This window comes from Streptomyces sp. NPDC059255, from assembly GCF_042752355.1.
In the GTDB taxonomy this organism is placed as follows: Bacteria; Actinomycetota; Actinomycetes; order Streptomycetales; family Streptomycetaceae; genus Streptomyces.
Genome location: NZ_JBHYZP010000038.1, coordinates 51,365 through 67,306, shown reverse-complemented (window position 1 = coordinate 67,306; position 15,942 = coordinate 51,365). Strand labels below are relative to the sequence as shown.

Annotated in this window: 15 protein-coding genes and 1 riboswitch; of the genes, 2 read left to right on the top strand and 13 right to left on the bottom strand. The window is 73.6% G+C overall.

From position 1 onward, the window contains the following. Positions 1 to 142: 142 nt before the first annotated feature. The 9 genes from ACFXKG_RS33365 to ACFXKG_RS33325 form a co-directional block, all read right to left on the bottom strand. On the bottom strand, positions 143 to 598 hold the full coding sequence (locus tag ACFXKG_RS33365; RefSeq protein WP_384846948.1) for a PH domain-containing protein: 456 nt from the start codon (positions 596 to 598) through the stop codon (positions 143 to 145). A gap of 75 nt (positions 599 to 673) precedes the next feature. Next, entirely contained in the window at positions 674 to 1,522 is an 849-nt protein-coding gene (gene hisG / locus ACFXKG_RS33360; RefSeq protein WP_384846946.1) for an ATP phosphoribosyltransferase, read from the bottom strand. 107 nt (positions 1,523 to 1,629) lie between these two features. Next, positions 1,630 to 1,902, bottom strand: coding sequence for a phosphoribosyl-ATP diphosphatase (locus ACFXKG_RS33355; protein WP_365815772.1), 273 nt, complete (start codon positions 1,900 to 1,902; stop codon positions 1,630 to 1,632). 8 nt (positions 1,903 to 1,910) lie between these two features. Next, on the bottom strand, positions 1,911 to 2,423 hold the full coding sequence (gene ribH / locus ACFXKG_RS33350) for a 6,7-dimethyl-8-ribityllumazine synthase (RefSeq protein WP_384846944.1): 513 nt from the start codon (positions 2,421 to 2,423) through the stop codon (positions 1,911 to 1,913). A gap of 76 nt (positions 2,424 to 2,499) precedes the next feature. Further along, positions 2,500 to 3,879: a bifunctional 3,4-dihydroxy-2-butanone-4-phosphate synthase/GTP cyclohydrolase II gene (locus ACFXKG_RS33345; protein WP_384846942.1), complete on the bottom strand. Its 1,380-nt coding sequence runs from the start codon at positions 3,877 to 3,879 to the stop codon at positions 2,500 to 2,502. Beyond that, positions 3,876 to 4,526, bottom strand: a complete 651-nt coding sequence (locus ACFXKG_RS33340; protein ID WP_384846940.1) for a nicotinamide riboside transporter PnuC — start codon at positions 4,524 to 4,526, stop codon at positions 3,876 to 3,878. The genes ACFXKG_RS33345 and ACFXKG_RS33340 overlap by 4 nt, the downstream gene beginning before the upstream one ends. Then, positions 4,523 to 5,143: a riboflavin synthase gene (locus tag ACFXKG_RS33335; RefSeq protein ID WP_384846938.1), complete on the bottom strand. Its 621-nt coding sequence runs from the start codon at positions 5,141 to 5,143 to the stop codon at positions 4,523 to 4,525. Before ACFXKG_RS33335 ends, ACFXKG_RS33340 begins: the two co-directional genes overlap by 4 nt. Beyond that, positions 5,144 to 6,334 (bottom strand): bifunctional diaminohydroxyphosphoribosylaminopyrimidine deaminase/5-amino-6-(5-phosphoribosylamino)uracil reductase RibD, encoded by a 1,191-nt coding sequence (gene ribD, locus ACFXKG_RS33330; protein WP_384846994.1) that lies wholly within the window; start codon positions 6,332 to 6,334, stop codon positions 5,144 to 5,146. A gap of 184 nt (positions 6,335 to 6,518) precedes the next feature. After that, a riboswitch (FMN riboswitch) is annotated at positions 6,519 to 6,649 on the bottom strand. A gap of 217 nt (positions 6,650 to 6,866) precedes the next feature. Further along, positions 6,867 to 8,048 (bottom strand): ROK family transcriptional regulator, encoded by a 1,182-nt coding sequence (locus tag ACFXKG_RS33325; RefSeq protein ID WP_384846936.1) that lies wholly within the window; start codon positions 8,046 to 8,048, stop codon positions 6,867 to 6,869. Between the two features lie 191 nt (positions 8,049 to 8,239). Between ACFXKG_RS33325 and ACFXKG_RS33320 the strand changes: the two genes are divergently transcribed. Next, on the top strand, positions 8,240 to 9,508 hold the full coding sequence (locus tag ACFXKG_RS33320) for an MFS transporter (protein WP_384846934.1): 1,269 nt from the start codon (positions 8,240 to 8,242) through the stop codon (positions 9,506 to 9,508). A 208-nt stretch (positions 9,509 to 9,716) separates the two neighbouring features. Further along, positions 9,717 to 11,156, top strand: coding sequence for a uracil-xanthine permease family protein (locus tag ACFXKG_RS33315; protein ID WP_384846932.1), 1,440 nt, complete (start codon positions 9,717 to 9,719; stop codon positions 11,154 to 11,156). On the opposite strand, the gene ACFXKG_RS33310 is transcribed toward ACFXKG_RS33315, so the two are convergent. From ACFXKG_RS33310 to ACFXKG_RS33295, 4 genes are all read right to left on the bottom strand, one after another. Further along, complete coding sequence (locus ACFXKG_RS33310) at positions 11,135 to 12,367, bottom strand: glycoside hydrolase family 6 protein (RefSeq protein WP_384846930.1); 1,233 nt, start codon at positions 12,365 to 12,367, stop codon at positions 11,135 to 11,137. The two genes, ACFXKG_RS33315 and ACFXKG_RS33310, sit on opposite strands and share 22 nt — an antisense overlap. Before the next feature lie 262 nt (positions 12,368 to 12,629). Then, positions 12,630 to 14,336 (bottom strand): flavin monoamine oxidase family protein, encoded by a 1,707-nt coding sequence (locus tag ACFXKG_RS33305; RefSeq protein WP_384846928.1) that lies wholly within the window; start codon positions 14,334 to 14,336, stop codon positions 12,630 to 12,632. A gap of 114 nt (positions 14,337 to 14,450) precedes the next feature. Beyond that, the gene (locus ACFXKG_RS33300; protein WP_384846926.1) at positions 14,451 to 15,278 is read right to left on the bottom strand and encodes a carbon-nitrogen hydrolase family protein; all 828 of its coding nucleotides are present in this window, start codon (positions 15,276 to 15,278) and stop codon (positions 14,451 to 14,453) included. A 177-nt stretch (positions 15,279 to 15,455) separates the two neighbouring features. Beyond that, positions 15,456 to 15,908: an Lrp/AsnC family transcriptional regulator gene (locus ACFXKG_RS33295; protein ID WP_384846924.1), complete on the bottom strand. Its 453-nt coding sequence runs from the start codon at positions 15,906 to 15,908 to the stop codon at positions 15,456 to 15,458. Between the last annotated feature and the right edge of the window lie 34 nt (positions 15,909 to 15,942).

The window sequence follows — 15,942 nt, the reverse complement described above, 5'->3', positions numbered from 1 at the left end:
GGGCCGTGTGATGCGGGGCGGGGCGCGCTCGGCGCCTCCACCACCAGAGTAATCAAGACAGGGGCCGGACGGACAGGACCTGGCAACCGGTCACCGGTGCGCGGCCGGTGTCCCGGTGGCTGCCGGAGGCGTTCGCCGCTGGTCAGTCGTGGTCCCGCGCGGCGCGGGACTCGGTCAGGTCGCGCAGCGCGCGGGCGTCGCGGATGGCGTGCGCCTTGGCCACGCCCGGCTGAATACCGAGGACGGGCAGGCTGCTTCCGTCGCTGAGGTCGAGGAAGACCCAGGGGTCGCCGGGCCGCAGATTGACGCGCAGGATCTCGGCCCATTCCAGCCGGCGGGTGCGGGTGAGATTGACGACAGTCACGCCCGTGTCGTCGGCGACGACCTTCGGACGGCTGAGCAGCGCCAGCACGCCGAAGAACAGCAGCGCGGTGAGGATGAAGCTCAGCCGCTCCCCCGCGCCGAGCTGGTCGAGCACCAGGCCGATGGCCGAGATGACGACGAACATGACCGTGCCGACGGACAGCAGCACCGTACGGGTGGCGGTCGGCCGGAACGTGACCGGCAGGGCGGGTACGGCGGGGGCGGGCACGGACATGACGGGTCTTCCCGGGGTGGTGGCCGGAGGCCCCGGGGGCCTCCGGCGGGACGGTTCGGGTGCGGCGGGTGCCGGTCAGAGCCGGCAGGCGTGGATGGCCGTGGTGAGGATGGCGCGGGCGCCCAGCTGGTAGAGGTCGTCCATGATCCGCTGGGCCTCCTTGGCCGGGACCATCGCGCGGACGGCGACCCACCCCTCGTTGTGCAACGGGGAGACGGTCGGCGATTCGAGCCCCGGGGTGAGCGCGACGGCCCGCTCCAGGTGCTCGGCGCGGCAGTCGTAGTCCATCATCACGTACGTACGGGCGACGAGGACGCCCTGGAGGCGGCGCAGGAACTGCTGCACCTTCGCTTCCGCGGCGTCGGAGCCGGTGCGCCGGATGACGACCGCCTCCGAGGTCATGATCGGCTCGCCGATGACTTCGAGGCCCGCGTTCCGCAGCGAGGTGCCGGTCTCCACCACGTCCGCGATGATCTGGGCGACGCCCAGTTCGATGGCGGTCTCGACCGCGCCGTCGAGGTGGACGACGGAGGCGTCGACGCCGTGGTCGGCGAGGTGCTGGGCCACGATGCCCTCGTACGAGGTGGCGACGGTCATGCCGCCGAACTCGGTGACTCCGGTCGCCGTGCCCGGCTTGGTGGCGTAGCGGAAGGTGGAGCGGGCGAAGCCGAGCGGCAGGATCTCCTCGGCGTCGGCCTCCGAGTCCAGCAGCAGATCGCGGCCGGTGATGCCGATGTCGAGCTTGCCGGAGCTGACGTAGATCGCGATGTCGCGGGGGCGCAGGTAGAAGAACTCGACCTCGTTCTCCGGGTCGACCAGGACGAGTTCCTTGGACTCCTTGCGCTGCTGGTATCCGGCCTCATGGAGCATCGCCGACGCAGGCCCGGAGAGTGAACCCTTGTTGGGGACGGCGATGCGCAGCATGAGGTCTTGTTCCTTCGTGCGGAGGGTGAGCGGGACAGGCGAACAGCGGGACGAACGGTGTGGAACGGGTGGATCGGTACGCCTACGGAGCGGTACCGGGGCGATGCTCAGAGATGGGCGTACACGTCGTCAAGGGAGATTCCGCGCGCCACCATCATCACCTGGACGTGGTAGAGGAGCTGGGAGATCTCCTCGGCGGCGGCTTCCTTGCCCTCGTACTCGGCGGCCATCCATACTTCGGCCGCCTCCTCGACGACCTTCTTGCCGATGGCGTGTACGCCCTTCTCCACCAGTTCGGCGGTGCGGGAGGTGGCGGGGTCGCCGTGGGCGGCCTTCTGCTGGAGCTCGCTGAACAGCTCCTCGAACGTCTTCTTGGACATGGTGACGCTTACTTTACGCGGCTGGACTCACTCGACTGGCGCCAGGGTTCGGCGATGGTCCGGAGGGTGGTCGCGGTCGCGACGGCGGCGGTGACCGCCTCGTGTCCCTTGTCCTCGTGGGAGCCTTCGAGACCGGCCCGGTCCAGGGCCTGTTCCTCGGTGTCGCAGGTCAGTACGCCGAAACCGATGGGGACCCCGGTGTCCACGGAGACCTGGGTGAGGCCCTGGGTGACGCCCTGGCACACATAGTCGAAGTGCGGGGTGCCGCCCCGGATGACGACCCCGAGCGCGACGACCGCGTCGTAACCGCGTCCCGCGAGCACCTTGGCGACGACGGGCAGCTCGAAGCTGCCGGGCACGCGCAGCAGCGTCGGCTCGTCGATGCCGAGGTCACGCAGGGCGCGCAGGGCGCCGTCGACGAGACCGTCCATGATCTTCTCGTGCCACTGCGCCGCGATCACGGCGACCCGGAGGTCTCCGCAGTTCTTCACGCTCAGTTCGGGTGCGCCCTTGCCGCTCACGTCTCTCCTCGGATGCTGTGCTGCTGGTCGGGGGGGGTGCGCCGGCCGGGCGTCAGCCGTGGCCGGCCGTGCGGTCCTACTGGTTGCCGCAGGTGGAGACGGCGGTGTCGAGCCACGGCAGGTCGTGGCCCATCCGGTCGCGCTTGGTGCGCAGGTAGCGGAGGTTGTGCTCGCCCGCTTGGACGGCCATCGGCTCGCGCCCGGTGACCCGCAGGCCGTGCCGGACGAGGGCCGTGGTCTTGTCGGGGTTGTTGGTCATCAGCCGCAGGCTGCGCACCCCGAGGTCGTCGAGGATCCGCGCGCCCGCCGCGTAGTCGCGGGCGTCGGCGGGCAGCCCCAGCTCCAGGTTGGCGTCCAGGGTGTCGCGGCCCCGCTCCTGGAGTTCGTACGCGCGGAGCTTGGAGAGCAGGCCGATGCCGCGCCCCTCGTGGCCGCGCAGGTAGACGACGACGCCGCGGCCCTCCGCGGTGACGCGCTCCATGGACGCCTGGAGCTGGGGGCCGCAGTCGCACCGCTGGGAGCTGAAGATGTCGCCGGTCAGGCACTCGGAGTGGACGCGCACGAGCACGTCCTCGCCGTCGCCGAGCTCCCCGTGGACGAGGGCGACGTGCTCGACCCCGTCGACGGTGGAGCGGTATCCGTACGCGGTGAAGTCGCCGTAGGCGGTGGGCAGGCTGACCTCGGCCTCCCGGCGGACCGTGGGCTCCTCGGTGCGGCGGTACGCGATCAGATCCTCGATGGAGATGATCGTCAGGCCGTGCTTGCGCGCGAACGGGACCAGCTCGGGAAGGCGCAGCATCACCCCGTCCTCGCCCGCGATCTCCACGATCGCGCCGGCCGGACGCAGCCCGGCGAGCCGGGCGAGGTCGACGGCGGCCTCGGTGTGGCCGTTGCGCACGAGGACACCGCCGGACCTGGCGCGCAGCGGGAAGACATGGCCGGGGCGGACGAAGTCGCCGGGCTCCGCCTCGCCCGAGGCGAGGAGCCGGAGCGTGGTGGCGCGGTCGGCGGCGGAGATGCCGGTGGTGACGCCGTGGACGCCGGAGGCGTCGACGGTGACGGTGAAGGCGGTCCGCATCGACTCGGTGTTGTCGCCGACCATCTGCGGGAGTTCCAGGCGGTCCAGCTCCGCGCCGTCCATGGGGGCGCAGATCATGCCGCGGCACTCGCTCATCATGAAGGCGATGATCTCGGGGGTGGCCTTCTCGGCGGCGATGACGAGATCGCCCTCGTTCTCGCGGTCCTCGTCGTCCACGACCACGACGGGGCGGCCGGCCGCGATGTCGCGTATGGCCTGGGCCACGGGGTCGAGGGAGAGGTCCTCGGCGTGGTCGCGGGAGGACCAGGCGAGGCGCGGCGGGTCGGTGAGCGGGGTCCCGGGGGTTTCGGGGTGCGGGATACCGGCCGCCGCCCCGTCGAGGGCGGTGGTGGGGGCGGGGGACGGACGAGCGGTCATGCTGCTGCTCCTTCCAGGGGCATGGCGCCGGCGCGGGAGCGCAGCCACCAGTCGCGCATGCCCCACAGGACGAGGGCGAGGTAGATGACGTAGACGAGGCCGGAGAAGGCCAGTCCGCTGCTGAAGGCGAGGGGGACGCCGACCAGGTCGACGAGGAGCCAGGCGAACCAGAACTCGACGAGGCCGCGCGCCTGGGCGACCATCGCCGCGAGGGTGCCGGTGAAGATGTACGCGTCGGGCCAGGGGTTCCAGGACAGTTCGGGTACGGCGACGAAGAGCCCGCCGACGGCGAGGGTGCCCAGGGCCGTACCGCCGAGGAGCACCCCGCGCTCACGCCAGGTGGCGAACCGTACGGCGATCGATCCGTCCTGCGCCTGCTTTCTGCCCCGTTGCCACTGGCGCCAGCCCCACACCGCGACGCCGATGACCAGGAGCTGCTTGCCGACGCCGCCGCTGAGGTGGGCGGAGGCGTACGCGCCGACGAGGATGACGCCGGAGAGGAGCTGGGCGGGCCAGGTCCAGATGGAGCGTCGCCAGCCGAGGGCGAGCGCGGCCAGACCGATGGTGTTGCCGATCATGTCGGACCACAGGATGTGCTGACCGAAGGCGCTGAACGCCTCACCGTTCAGCCAGGACAGGGTGCTCACCGCGCGGACTCCTCGGCCTGTGCGCGCTGAGCGGGCGTCAGCAGGCGCTCGACGTACTTCGCGATGACGTCGACCTCCAGGTTGACCGGGTCGCCCGGCCCCTTGATGCCGAGGGTGGTCAGCGCGAGGGTGGTGGGGATGAGGCTGATGGTGAAGTGGTCGGTGCCCGCGTCGACGACCGTGAGGCTGACGCCGTCCACGGTGATGGAGCCCTTCTCCACGACGTAGCGGGTCAGGGCGGCGGGCAGTGAGATCTTGACGATCTCCCAGTGCTCGGAGGGCGTGCGCTCGACGATGGTGCCGGTGCCGTCGACGTGGCCCTGGACGATGTGTCCGCCGAGCCGCCCGCCGAGGGCCATGGGCCGCTCCAGGTTGACGCGGGAGCCGGCCCCGAGGGCGCCGAGGCTGGACCGGTCGAGCGTCTCGGCCATCACATCGGCGGTGAACTCGCCGTCCCCGGACTCGACGACCGTCAGACAGACACCGTTGACGGCGATGGAGTCCCCGTGCCGGGCGTTCTCGGTGACGACGGGTCCGCGCAGGCGGAAGCGGGAGGAGTCACCGAGGTTCTCCACGGCGGTGACCTCACCCAGTTCTTCGACGATTCCGGTGAACACTCAACGCTCCTTCGTGGCGGTCATGGCAGTGCTGGCGGTGCCCGTGGTCGCTGCGGGCCCGGCGGCCCGCGCGACGGGGGATCCGGGGGCCGCCGCGGCCCCTTCGGGGATCGTGGTGGCGCTTTCGGGTATCGCGAATGCCCCTTCGGGGATCGCGGTGATCCGCAGGTCGGGGCCGATCCGTACGGTCTCCGTCATCCGCAGGCGCAACGCCGCGGCGATCGTGGTGATTCCGGCGTCGCCGAGCGCGGCGGGACCGGCGCCGAGGAGGACCGGTGCGAGATAGCCGACGACCTTGTCGACCGCGCCCGCGGCGACGAAGGAGCCGGCCAGCGCCGGGCCGCCTTCGAGGAGTACGGAGCGGACACCGCGCTCGTGCAGGGCGGCCAGCAGGGCGGGGACGGAGAGCCCCCGGCCCCCGGCCGCGCGGGGCAGCCGTACGGCGTCGGGGAGATGGCGGGCGTCGGCGTCCTCGGCGACGGCGATCAGGGTGGGCGCGCCGCCGTCCAGGACCCGGGCGCCGGGCCGCACGGCGGTCGCCTCGGTGTCCACGACGACCCGCAGCGGCTGGACGGCGCCCTCGATGCCGCGGACCGCGAGCTGCGGGTCGTCGGCGCGGGCGGTGCCGGAGCCGACCACGACCGCGTCGGCCTCGGCCCGCAGCCGGTGCACGTCGGCGCGCGCCTCGGCGGAGGTGATCCAGCGGCTGGTGGCGTCGGCGGCGGCGGTCCGGCCGTCGAGGGTGGCCGCGTACTTCCACAGGACGTACGGGCGGCCCCGGCGTACGGAGGTGAGCCAGGCGGCGTTGCCCGCCTCGGCCTCGGCGGCGAGCAGCCCGGGCTCGGCGGTGATCCCGGCGGCGCGCAGGGTGGCGGCGCCCCCGGCGGCCTGCGGGTTCGGGTCGGGGACCGCGTAGTGGACGCGGGCGACCCCGGCGTCGATCAGCGCCTGGGCGCAGGGGCCGGTGCGGCCGGTGTGGGCGCAGGGTTCGAGCGTGACGTACGCGGTGCCGCACCGGGCCCGGGGTCCCGCCGCGCGCAGGGCGTGGACCTCGGCGTGCGGGCCGCCGGCGCGGCGGTGGAAGCCCTCGCCGACGAGGTGTCCCGAGGCGTCCAGGATCACGCATCCGACGACCGGATTGGGGCTGGTGGAGCCGAGTCCGCGGGCGGCGAGCGCGACGGCCCGCCGCATGGCGTCCGCGTCGGTGACGCGTTCGGCTTGGGTGGCCACCCGGGTCCTCCTGCCTCTTCGGGCACGGACTCCGGGGCCTGTCGATGACGACAGAGAAACGGGAACTCACCGGGGAACGCCGAGGCCGGGGAGCCGGCTCGTCGGAGGACGAACCCGCCCGGGGCGGCGTACCGGTAAGAGCCCGCCGCGCACTGCCTCCCATCCGGACTTTAACCGTCGGTCCAGGAATCTCACCTGGTCAACCGGCCACTGGATGCGGCCGGGTCGCGGACTGTAACCGCCGGTTCGGAATTGCACCGACCCCGGAGTGCGCTGCTGCTGGTACGCGACCAGTGTGCCACGGCTGATCGTCGGCGTTCCGGACGAGCGCTGTGGGCTGACTCACAGAAGGGGCGGGAATGCCGCCGGGGGGTTGCGCTCCACCCTTCCTTCCTGCACCTCCGCCGGGGAGCCGGCCGCTCGGCTACGGGGTGACGGCGCGGGGGCGGGGGCGCGAGCCGCCCCGCGTCTCATATGCCGGGCGCGCACAGCCTCATATGCCGGGCGCGAACAGCTCGTCCTGCGCCGCGTCGCGCGCGGTGAGCAGCGCGCCCCTGAGCACCGCGGCGCCGCCGAGCGCCCCGGGTCTGACCTCGGTCCGGAGCGGGGACATCGCGGCGAGCCGGTCCTCGACCCGGGCGGCCAGCGCCTCGCCGCCCGCGTGGCCGACCTCTCCGGCCAGCACGATCCGGCCGGGGTCGAGGACGGCGGCGACCCCCGCGGCGCCGATGGCCAGCCGGTCGGCGAGGGCGTCGAGGAACTCCCCCGCGCCGGGCCGCCCGTCCCCGACGGCGGCGCGCACCAGCGCGGCGGACGGCGGCTCCTGGGGCGCGCCGGGCGCGGGCACGAGCCCGTACCCCTCGGCGAGTTCGCAGACGGCGGCCGACCCCGCCAGGCTGTGGAAGCCGCCGTCGCAGGCCGTCGCCGAGGGCAGCCCCCCGGTGCCGGGCACGGGCAGGAAGCCGATCTCGCCCGCGCCGCCCGAGGCGCCCCGGCGGAGCCGCCCGTCGAGCACGACGGCCGCGCCGATGCCGTGGCCGATCCAGAGCAGTACGAAGGTGTCCTGGCCGCGGGCGGCGCCGAGCCGCTGCTCGGCGAGGGCGGCGAGGTTGGTCTCGTTCTCGACCAGGAGGGCGGCGGGCAGCCGCTCCTGGAGCACGGCGACGAACCGCCGGTGCCACTCCGGCAGCCCGGTGGTCTCGCGGAGTACGCCGGTGGCGTCGACCAGGCCGGGGGCGCCGATGCCGACGCTGTGCAGGGGTACGGAACCGGCCTGCCGGGCGGTGCCCTCCAGCAGCGCCGCGGCCTGCTCGACCGCGGGCTCCGTCGCGGTGTCGCTGCCGATGGGCAGGACGGCCTCGGCGAGGGTGACGCCGAGCAGATCGGCGACGACGACGGCGACACTGTCGGTCCGTACGTCCAGGGCGGCGAGATGGGCGCGGTCGGCGACGATCCCGTACAGCCGGGCCCGGGGGCCGCGGCGGCGGACGTCGGTCTCCCCGACGACGGTGACCAGTCCCGACTCCTGGAGCCGGTCCACCAGATCGGCGACGGTGGGGCGGGAGAGCCCGGTCATCGTCTTGAGCTGTCCCGCCGTCAACGGGCCTTCCTGCTGGAGCAGTCGCAGGGCCAGCCGGTCGTTGATGGCCCGGGCGGTGCTCGGGGATGCGGCCATGCCGGGTTCCTTCCAGACAGCCGCCGGGGCACGGATGTCGCCGGCGGTCCTGAGGTGCCTCCCGCCTGTCTCTATTTATCAGGCAGGGTTCCTGATAATTTACTCCCCGCACCTGGCAGAGGTGCGTCAGGGGTGGGCCCGGGCGACGGGACGCCCGCCGGAGCGGGACCCTCAGGGGAGGACGGAACGGCATGCGGGCTGAAGCGGTCGGCGACAAGCACGGCAGGCACGACCAGCAGGGGTTGCGGCGGGCCCGGCTCGCCATCGCCGTCGTCTTCTGTGTGCACGGCTCGGTGACCGGCAGTTTCGCCACCCGGGTCCCCTGGATCCAGGAGCACGCCGGCCTCAGCGCGGGGCAGCTCGGTCTGGCGCTCGCCTTTCCGGCGATCGGTTCGGTGACCGCGATGCCGGTCGCGGGGGCGATCAGCCACCGGTTCGGCTCGCGCACCGCGCTGCGGGGGCTGCTCTCCCTGTGGACTCTGGCCCTGATCCTGCCGTCGCTGGCGCCGAACCTCGTCACCCTGTGCGCGGCGCTCTTCGTCTTCGGCGCCTCGTCGGGCATGTCGGACGTGGTGATGAACGCGCTCGGCCTGGAGACCGAGGCCCGGCTCGACCGGTCGATCATCTCCAGCCTGCACGGCATGTGGAGCACGGGCGCCCTGATCGGGTCGGCGGCCGGCGCCCTCGCGGCCCATCTCGGCGCGGACGCGCGGCTGCACCACCTCCTCGCGGCCCTCGTTCTCACGGCGCTCGGCCTGATCGCCTGTCAGCGCGTGCTGGACGTACGGAGCGCGCCCGAGGCGGAGGCTCCGCCGAGGTTCGCGCTGCCGCCCCGGTCCGCGCTGCTCATCGGGGTCGTCGGGTTCTGCGCGGTCTTCGCGGAGGGCGCGAGCCTGGACTGGTCGGCGGTCTATCTGCGGGACGTCCTGGACACCTCGCCCGGGGTGGCCGCCGCGTCGACGACGGCCTTCGCGCTCACCATGGCCGTCACCCGGCTCTCCGGCGACCGGGTGGTCGACCGGTTCGGCGCGGTACGGACCGTGCGCACCGGCGGGGTGCTCGCCGCGGCGGGCGGTCTGCTGGTGGTCGTCGCGCCGCAGCCCCTGGTCGCCATGGCCGGATTCGGGCTGCTGGGGCTCGGGGTCGCGGTGGTCGTGCCGCTGGCCTTCGCGGCGGCGGGGCGCTCGGGTCCCAACCCGAGCCAGGCCATCGCGGGGGTGGCCACCATCACGTACACCTCGGGGCTGATCGCGCCCTCCGCGATCGGCGCGGTCGCCGACGCGACCTCGCTGGTGGTCTCGTTCGGGCTGGTCACGCTGCTCGCCTGCGGTCTGGTCGTGGGCGCGGGGGTGCTGCGTACGGGCGACCGGCGCGCCGCGCACGGGGCCGCCGACGCGGCGCACGCCCCGGGCGGCGAGCGGGCCGGCGACCCGGCCGCGGCGTCCGACCCGCTGGCCTGAGGCCCTCCGGGCGGAGCGGGTCCGGCGGCGGCACTACGATGGGCGCTGATCTTTTTCGGCCACACAGCCGCCCGATCGGCTGAGAGCCTGTCGGGTGACCTCCGACCGGGCGCGGTCGGAGGTCACCCGACAGCCTCCGAGCCCGGTCCGGGCCGTGGCGGCGCCGGTCCCCGTGCCGGACGCGACCCCCAGAAGTGGAGCACCACCCATGAAGCTCGGCGTGCGCTGGACCCTGCACGGAGACGGGCGCACGCCCGCACCGGGCGCCGTCGTCCGCCCCGACGAGCGGCTGTCGTGGCCCCGTACGGCGGGACTCGGCGCCCAGCACGTGGTGGCGATGTTCGGCGCCTCGTTCGTGGCCCCGGTCCTGATGGGCCTGGACCCCAACCTCGCGATCATGATGTCCGGCATCGCGACGGTGATCTTCCTGCTGGCGACCCGTGGCCGGGTGCCGAGCTATCTGGGGTGTTCGCTCTCGTTCGTCGGAGTGGCCGCGGCGATCCGGGCCTCGGGCGGCGACAGCTCCACCGTCACCGGCGCGATCCTGGTCGTGGGCGGTGTGCTCCTGCTGGCCGGGCTCGCGGTACGGCACTTCGGCGCCCGGATCATCCACACCGCGATGCCGCCCGTGGTGACGGGCGCGGTCGTGATGCTGATCGGCTTCAACCTGGCGCCGGTGACGGCCGCCACGTACTGGCCGCAGGACCAGTGGACCGCGCTGCTGGTGATGGTGTTCACCGGCCTCGCCGTGGTCTGTCTGCGCGGCTTCTGGTCCCGGATCGCGATCTTCCTCGGGCTGGTCTTCGGGTACGCGATCTCCTGGATCTTCGACCGGGTCCTGGGCCGGATCCACTCCCCGGCGGGCGGCGCCGAGGCCGTCGACCACTGGCGGCTGGATCTGTCGGGCGTCGGCAAGGCCCCCTGGATCGGGCTGCCGGACTTCCACGGGCCGAGCTTCGAGTGGTCGGCGATCCTGCTCGCGCTGCCGGTCGTGATCGCGCTGATCGCGGAGAACGCGGGCCATGTGAAGGCCGTCGGCGAGATGACCGGCGACCCGCTCGACGACGAGCTGGGCACGGCGATCGCGGCGGACGGCGCGGCCTCCATGCTCTCCACCGCCGTCGGCGGCCCGCCCAACACCACGTACTCCGAGAACATCGGCGTCATGGCCGCCACGCGCGTCTACTCCACCGCGGCGTACTGGGCCGCCGCCGGTTTCGCCCTGCTCTTCGGCCTCTGCCCCAAGTTCGGCGCGGTCGTGGCCGCGATCCCGGGCGGGGTCCTCGGCGGCATCACCGTCATCCTGTACGGCATGATCGGCCTGCTCGGCGCGCAGATCTGGACCAACGCCGGGGTGGATCTGCGCAATCCGCTCAATCTGGTGCCGACGGCCGCGGGCGTCATCATCGGGGTCGGCGGGGTGAGCCTGAAGATCACCGACAACTTCGAGATCGGCGGGATCGCCCTCGGCACGATCGTGGTGATCACCGGCTACCACGCGCTGCGCGCCTTCGCCCCGGCACATCTCAAAGGATCCGAGGGATCCGACGGAGCTGACGGGCTCGACGGATCCGGCGGATCCGGTGGTTCCGAGGGACCCGGAGCGGGCGGATCCGACGAGCCCGCTCAGCCGGTCGCCAGCTCGTAGGCGTAGTCCGGGGTAAACGAACCCGCCGCCCCGTTGCAGCCGTCCGACTCCCCCGGCAGCTTCACCCACAGGTAGGCGTCGATCCGCGCCTCGCCCGTGTCGGTCGTCGGCGCCCGGCCCAGCGCCCGGCCCGCCGGATCGCACCACTGCCCGGCGGCCGGGGCCCCGTTGCCGTTCCGGCTGGTGTCGATCACCGCGCCGAGCCGGGCCGGGCCGCCGAGCGCGGCCAGCACCCGCCGGGCGTACGCCGCCTCGTCGGCGGTGCGGTGGAAGTTGGAGACGTTGGTGAAGATGCCGTCACCGCTGCTCGCGGCCCCGGCGGCACGCAGCAGCGACGCCTGCCGCTCCGCCGGGTGCCAGCCGGAGTGGCCCGCGTCGAAGTAGACCCGCGCCTTCGGGGCGGCCGCGTGGATCGTCCGGGCCGCGCGGGCCAGCGAGGCGTACCGGGCCGCGCGCGCCGCCGCGTCGAGGCAGTCGGAGAGCGCGACCGAGTCGGGTTCGAGGACGACGATCGACGGTCCCGCGCCGAGCCCCGCCGCGAACTCCGCGATCCAGCCGTCGTACGCCGCGAGGTCGGGCGCCCCGCCCTGCGAGGCGCCCCCGCAGTCCCGGTCGGGGATCGCGTACGGCACGAGGACGGGCACCCGGCCGGCCGCGGCGGCCCCGGCCGTCACCGCGCGCACCTCCCCCGTGACGGCGCCCGGGTTGTAGGCGGCGAACCAGACCGCGGCGGGCCGGTCCGCGATCCGCGACTCGATCAGCGGGCGCCGGGGGTCGTCGCGGTGCGCGGCGACCCAGTCGAGCACCTGGGACGCGGGATGCCGGTAGAGCGCGGCGTCCACGGGCCCGGCGCGCTCCGGGGAGCGGCGCCCGCCCTCGGGGGCGGCGGCCGACGGGGTGCGCGCCGCGGCCGTACGGGACGGGCTCGGCGCCGACAGCGGGGTGCTCGACGGCGGCGGCGAGGACACCGACGGGGCGACGGCGACCCGGGTGGGCGCCCCGGGCAGCGGCGCGAGCACCGGCGACGAGGTGGGGGCGGGCCCGGCCGTGTCCCGCCCGTCCGGTCCCGCGGCGGCGCTCAGCACGCCGGTGACGGTGGAGACGACGACCACCGCCGAGGCCGCGACGGCCATGGCGTGGTGCCGTACGGCACGGCGCCGTTCGGCCCGTTCGAGCTGAGCCGTGGAGCGCCGCGCCCCTGTTCCCGCCACCTGGACTCCCCCTTCGCACGGTGCCCGGCCGGGCGAGCGCCGGGCCGGGCGTGCGCGAGCCTATGCCGGTGGGCGGGGCGCACGGGCACGGATCGGCGAGGTGCACGGCCCCGACCGGGGCACGCCGCACCGATGTACGCCCGCTTCGGTCGCCCGGGCCCGGCCGCGCTCGGCCCCGCTGCGCAGCCGGCCCTCCGCCCCGGCGCGGGCCGCCGGTGGACACCTGTCGTACGACGGGAACCGGGAGCGCTCCCGGGCGGGCTCAGCCCTCCGGAAGTTCCACGGGCGCGAGTTCGTCGAACAGGTCGCCGGGCCCGGGGTTGACCGGGTCGGTGGCGCCGCCGAAGTGGCGCATCACCCCCCACACCGCGTTGAGCGCGGTCTGCACGGCGCCCTCGGCCCAGCCCGCCGTCCACGAGATGTCGTCCCCGGCCAGGAAGATCCCCCGCTGGTCCGCGGGCAGCCGGTCCTGCATGAAGTGGGTGAACAGCCGCCGCTGGTAGCGGTAGTGACCGGGCAGATTGGCCTTGAACGCGCCCATGAACCAGGGCTCGTTCTCCCAGGACACGGTCACCGGCCCGCCGATGAGGTGCTTCCTGATGTCGACCTTCGGATAGATCTCGCCGAGCGAGGTCAGCATCACCTCCATCCGCTCCTCCGGCGACAGCGGCAGCCACTTGAGGCTGTCGTCGCACCAGGTGTACGAGAGGCAGATGACCGCGGGCCGGTCCGGCCCGTCGTCCAGCAGATAGGTACCCCGGGTCATCCGGTCGGTGAGCGTCATCGACATCGTGTCGCGCCCGGTCGGCTCCCCCCGGTCGTCCACGGCCTCGTCCAGCCAGAACGGCCGGTCGACCGGCACGAACAGCTTGGAGGACTCCATGTAGTGGGTGCGCTCCATCGCCGTCCAGTGGTCGATCGGGAAGAGCGACTCGTCGCAGGCGATCTTGGAGAGCAGCAGCCAGGACTGGGCGGTGAAGACCGCGGCGCGGTACGTACGGATCCGGCCCGAGGCGTCCGTGACCGTGATCCGGTTGCCCGCCGTACGGTGCAGCCGGGTCACCGCGGGACGCGGCGCGCCGTCGTGCAGCGAGGCGAGCGAGGTACCGGCCGGCCAGTGTGTCAGCTTGCCGGGCGCGCGCTCCCAGAGCCGCAGCGGAAGCTGCTGGCTGCCGCCGACGATGGAGCGGTGGTGGTCGTCGGCCTCGGTGTAGACGACCCGCAGGATCTCCAGGATGGAGTTCGGGAAGTCGGTGTCCCAGCCCCCGGTGCCGAAGCCGACCTGGCCGAAGATCTCCCGGTGCCGGAAGGACGCGAAGGCCGGGGAGTCGCAGAGGAAGCCGTAGAAGGTCTGGTTGTCGAGCTTCTCGACCAGCTTCGCCCAGATCTCCCGGATCCGGGGCACATCGCGCTCGCGCAGCGCCCGGTTCATGGCGGAGAAGTCGGCGCCCTCCTCCAGGGCGGTGTTCCAGGCGTCCATCACCTCGTGGAAGACGGGCGGCAGTTCGTCGACGGTCCGCGCGTAGTGGGAGGTGCCCTTGAGGTCGACCACGGTGGAGGGGGTGCCGGGGGCCAGCGGGTTGGGGAAGGGCCGGGTCTCCAGGCCCACCAGGTCGATGTAGTGGCGCAGCGCGGTGGAGGACGGCGGGAAGCGCATCGCGCCCATCTCGGCGGTCAGCCCGGGGTCGCAGCCGTCGAAGCCGACGGTACGCAGCCGCCCGCCGATCCGGTCGGCCTCGTACACGACGGGCTTCAGCCCCATCTTCATCAGTTCGTACGCGGTGACGATGCCGGAGAGCCCGCCGCCGATGACGGCGACCTCCGTGCCGTGCTCGGCCGCGGGGATCTGGCCGAGCCCGGCGGGATGGGCGAGGAAGTCGTCGTACGCGTAGGGGAAGTCGGGACCGGCCATGGTGACCGGCGGCTGCGCGTCGGTGTGCTGGACGGCGGTGGGCACCGTGGACGTCATGGGGTACGGACTCCTCGCGGCATAGGGGACCGGGCATGCGGGACAGGGCATGCGGGACAGGGGCGGAACGATTCAGCGGATTCGGGAGGGGAGAGGAGAGGAGAGGCGCGGAGGTCAGCCCAGCGACGTGTAGAGGCCGGGGCGGCGGTCGTCCAGATACGGGTTGGCCGCGCGGGAGGCGGCCAGGAGTGCGCCGTCGACCTCGCCGAGGAGCAGTTCCTCGCCGCGTCCGGCGCGGGCGCGGACGGCTCCGTCGGGGGCGGCCAGGCAGCTCAGCCCGACGAACTCGAACGTGTCCCGCTCACCGGCCGCGCCCTCCTCGCCGGTCCGGTTGACGTACGCCACGTACATCTGGTTCTCGAAGGCCCGGACCGGCACCATCGATTCCGCGACGAACTGGAACGGGTGCATCTGGGCGGTGGGCACCAGCAGCAGATCGGTGCCGGCGAGGGCGTGGGCGCGGACGTTCTCCGGGAACTCCACGTCGTAGCAGATCATGATCCCGAGCCGCAGTCCGGCCAGTTCGGCCTGGACGACGGGGCGCTCCCCCGGGGTGAACCAGGTGCGCTCGAAGGAGCCGAAGAGGTGGGTCTTGCGGTAGTTGGCGAGGCGGTTGCCGTCGGGACCGATGAGCTGCGCGGAGTTGTAGACCGCGCCGCTCGCCGGTGCGGGGTCCCGCTCGGGGTAGCCGTAGAGCACCCCGAGCCCGTGGCGTACGGCGATCTCCGCGACCGCCGCGCCGCCGGGGCCCCCGGCGGTCTCGGCGAGCCGATGGACGGCGTCGCCGATGGCGTAACCGGTGAGGAACATCTCGGGGCAGACGAGCAGCCCGGCCCCGGCCGCCGCGGCCCGTCCCGCGGCCTCGTCGAGCACACGCAGACTGCCGTCGACGGAACCGGGCCGTCCCGAGCTCTGGAGCAGGGCGGTACGGAGCGGGGGCATGGCTGACCTCGGGCGGGGTGCGAAGGGGGTCCGGCGGGAGTCCGCCGGGACAGCTCGACGGTACGGTCCGGCCGCCGGGCGCGACAAGACGCGTCCGTTGCGCGCGAGCCATCGATCCGTTGCGTGTTCGGCGGCCCCGGCGGCGATTCGTTGTCCCGAGGCGATGGGAGCCGGCGGTTACGGCGGTCCGGCGGAGTGCCGGCGCAGCAGCGGGGACAGGACGAGCACCGACTTCGTGCGCTCCACGTACGGCTCGCCCGCGATCCGCTCCAGGACCTGCTCGAAGTGGCGCATGTCGGCGGCGAAGACCTGGACGACGGCGTCCGCCTCGCCGGTCACGGTGGAGGCCGCCACGACCTCGGGCAGCCGCTCCAGGCCCCGCCGGATGGCGTCGGGCGAGGTGTTGCGGCGGCAGTAGATCTCGATGAACCCCTCGGTCTCCCAGCCGAGGGCGGCAGGGGCGACCCGTACGGTGAACCCGGTGATCGCGCCCGTGGCGCGCAGCCGGTCGACGCGCCGCTTCACGGCGGGGGCGGAGAGCCCGACGAGGGAGCCGATGTCGGCGTAGGAGCGGCGGGCGTCCTCGGCGAGGGCGTGGACGATGCGTTCGTCGAGTTCGTTCAGTCGCACTGCTGGTGGTTCATTTCTCTGTGCGGGGGGGGCT

Coding starts and splice junctions, on each gene's coding strand:
- ACFXKG_RS33365 (WP_384846948.1), bottom strand. CDS start 598: ATGTCCGTGCCCGCCCCCGCCGTACCCGCCCTGCCGGTCACGTTCCGG.
- hisG (WP_384846946.1), bottom strand. CDS start 1,522: ATGCTGCGCATCGCCGTCCCCAACAAGGGTTCACTCTCCGGGCCTGCG.
- ACFXKG_RS33355 (WP_365815772.1), bottom strand. CDS start 1,902: ATGTCCAAGAAGACGTTCGAGGAGCTGTTCAGCGAGCTCCAGCAGAAG.
- ACFXKG_RS33345 (WP_384846942.1), bottom strand. CDS start 3,879: ATGACCGCTCGTCCGTCCCCCGCCCCCACCACCGCCCTCGACGGGGCG.
- ribD (WP_384846994.1), bottom strand. CDS start 6,334: ATGCGGCGGGCCGTCGCGCTCGCCGCCCGCGGACTCGGCTCCACCAGC.
- ACFXKG_RS33325 (WP_384846936.1), bottom strand. CDS start 8,048: ATGGCCGCATCCCCGAGCACCGCCCGGGCCATCAACGACCGGCTGGCC.
- ACFXKG_RS33320 (WP_384846934.1), top strand. CDS start 8,240: ATGCGGGCTGAAGCGGTCGGCGACAAGCACGGCAGGCACGACCAGCAG.
- ACFXKG_RS33315 (WP_384846932.1), top strand. CDS start 9,717: ATGAAGCTCGGCGTGCGCTGGACCCTGCACGGAGACGGGCGCACGCCC.
- ACFXKG_RS33305 (WP_384846928.1), bottom strand. CDS start 14,336: ATGACGTCCACGGTGCCCACCGCCGTCCAGCACACCGACGCGCAGCCG.
- ACFXKG_RS33300 (WP_384846926.1), bottom strand. CDS start 15,278: ATGCCCCCGCTCCGTACCGCCCTGCTCCAGAGCTCGGGACGGCCCGGT.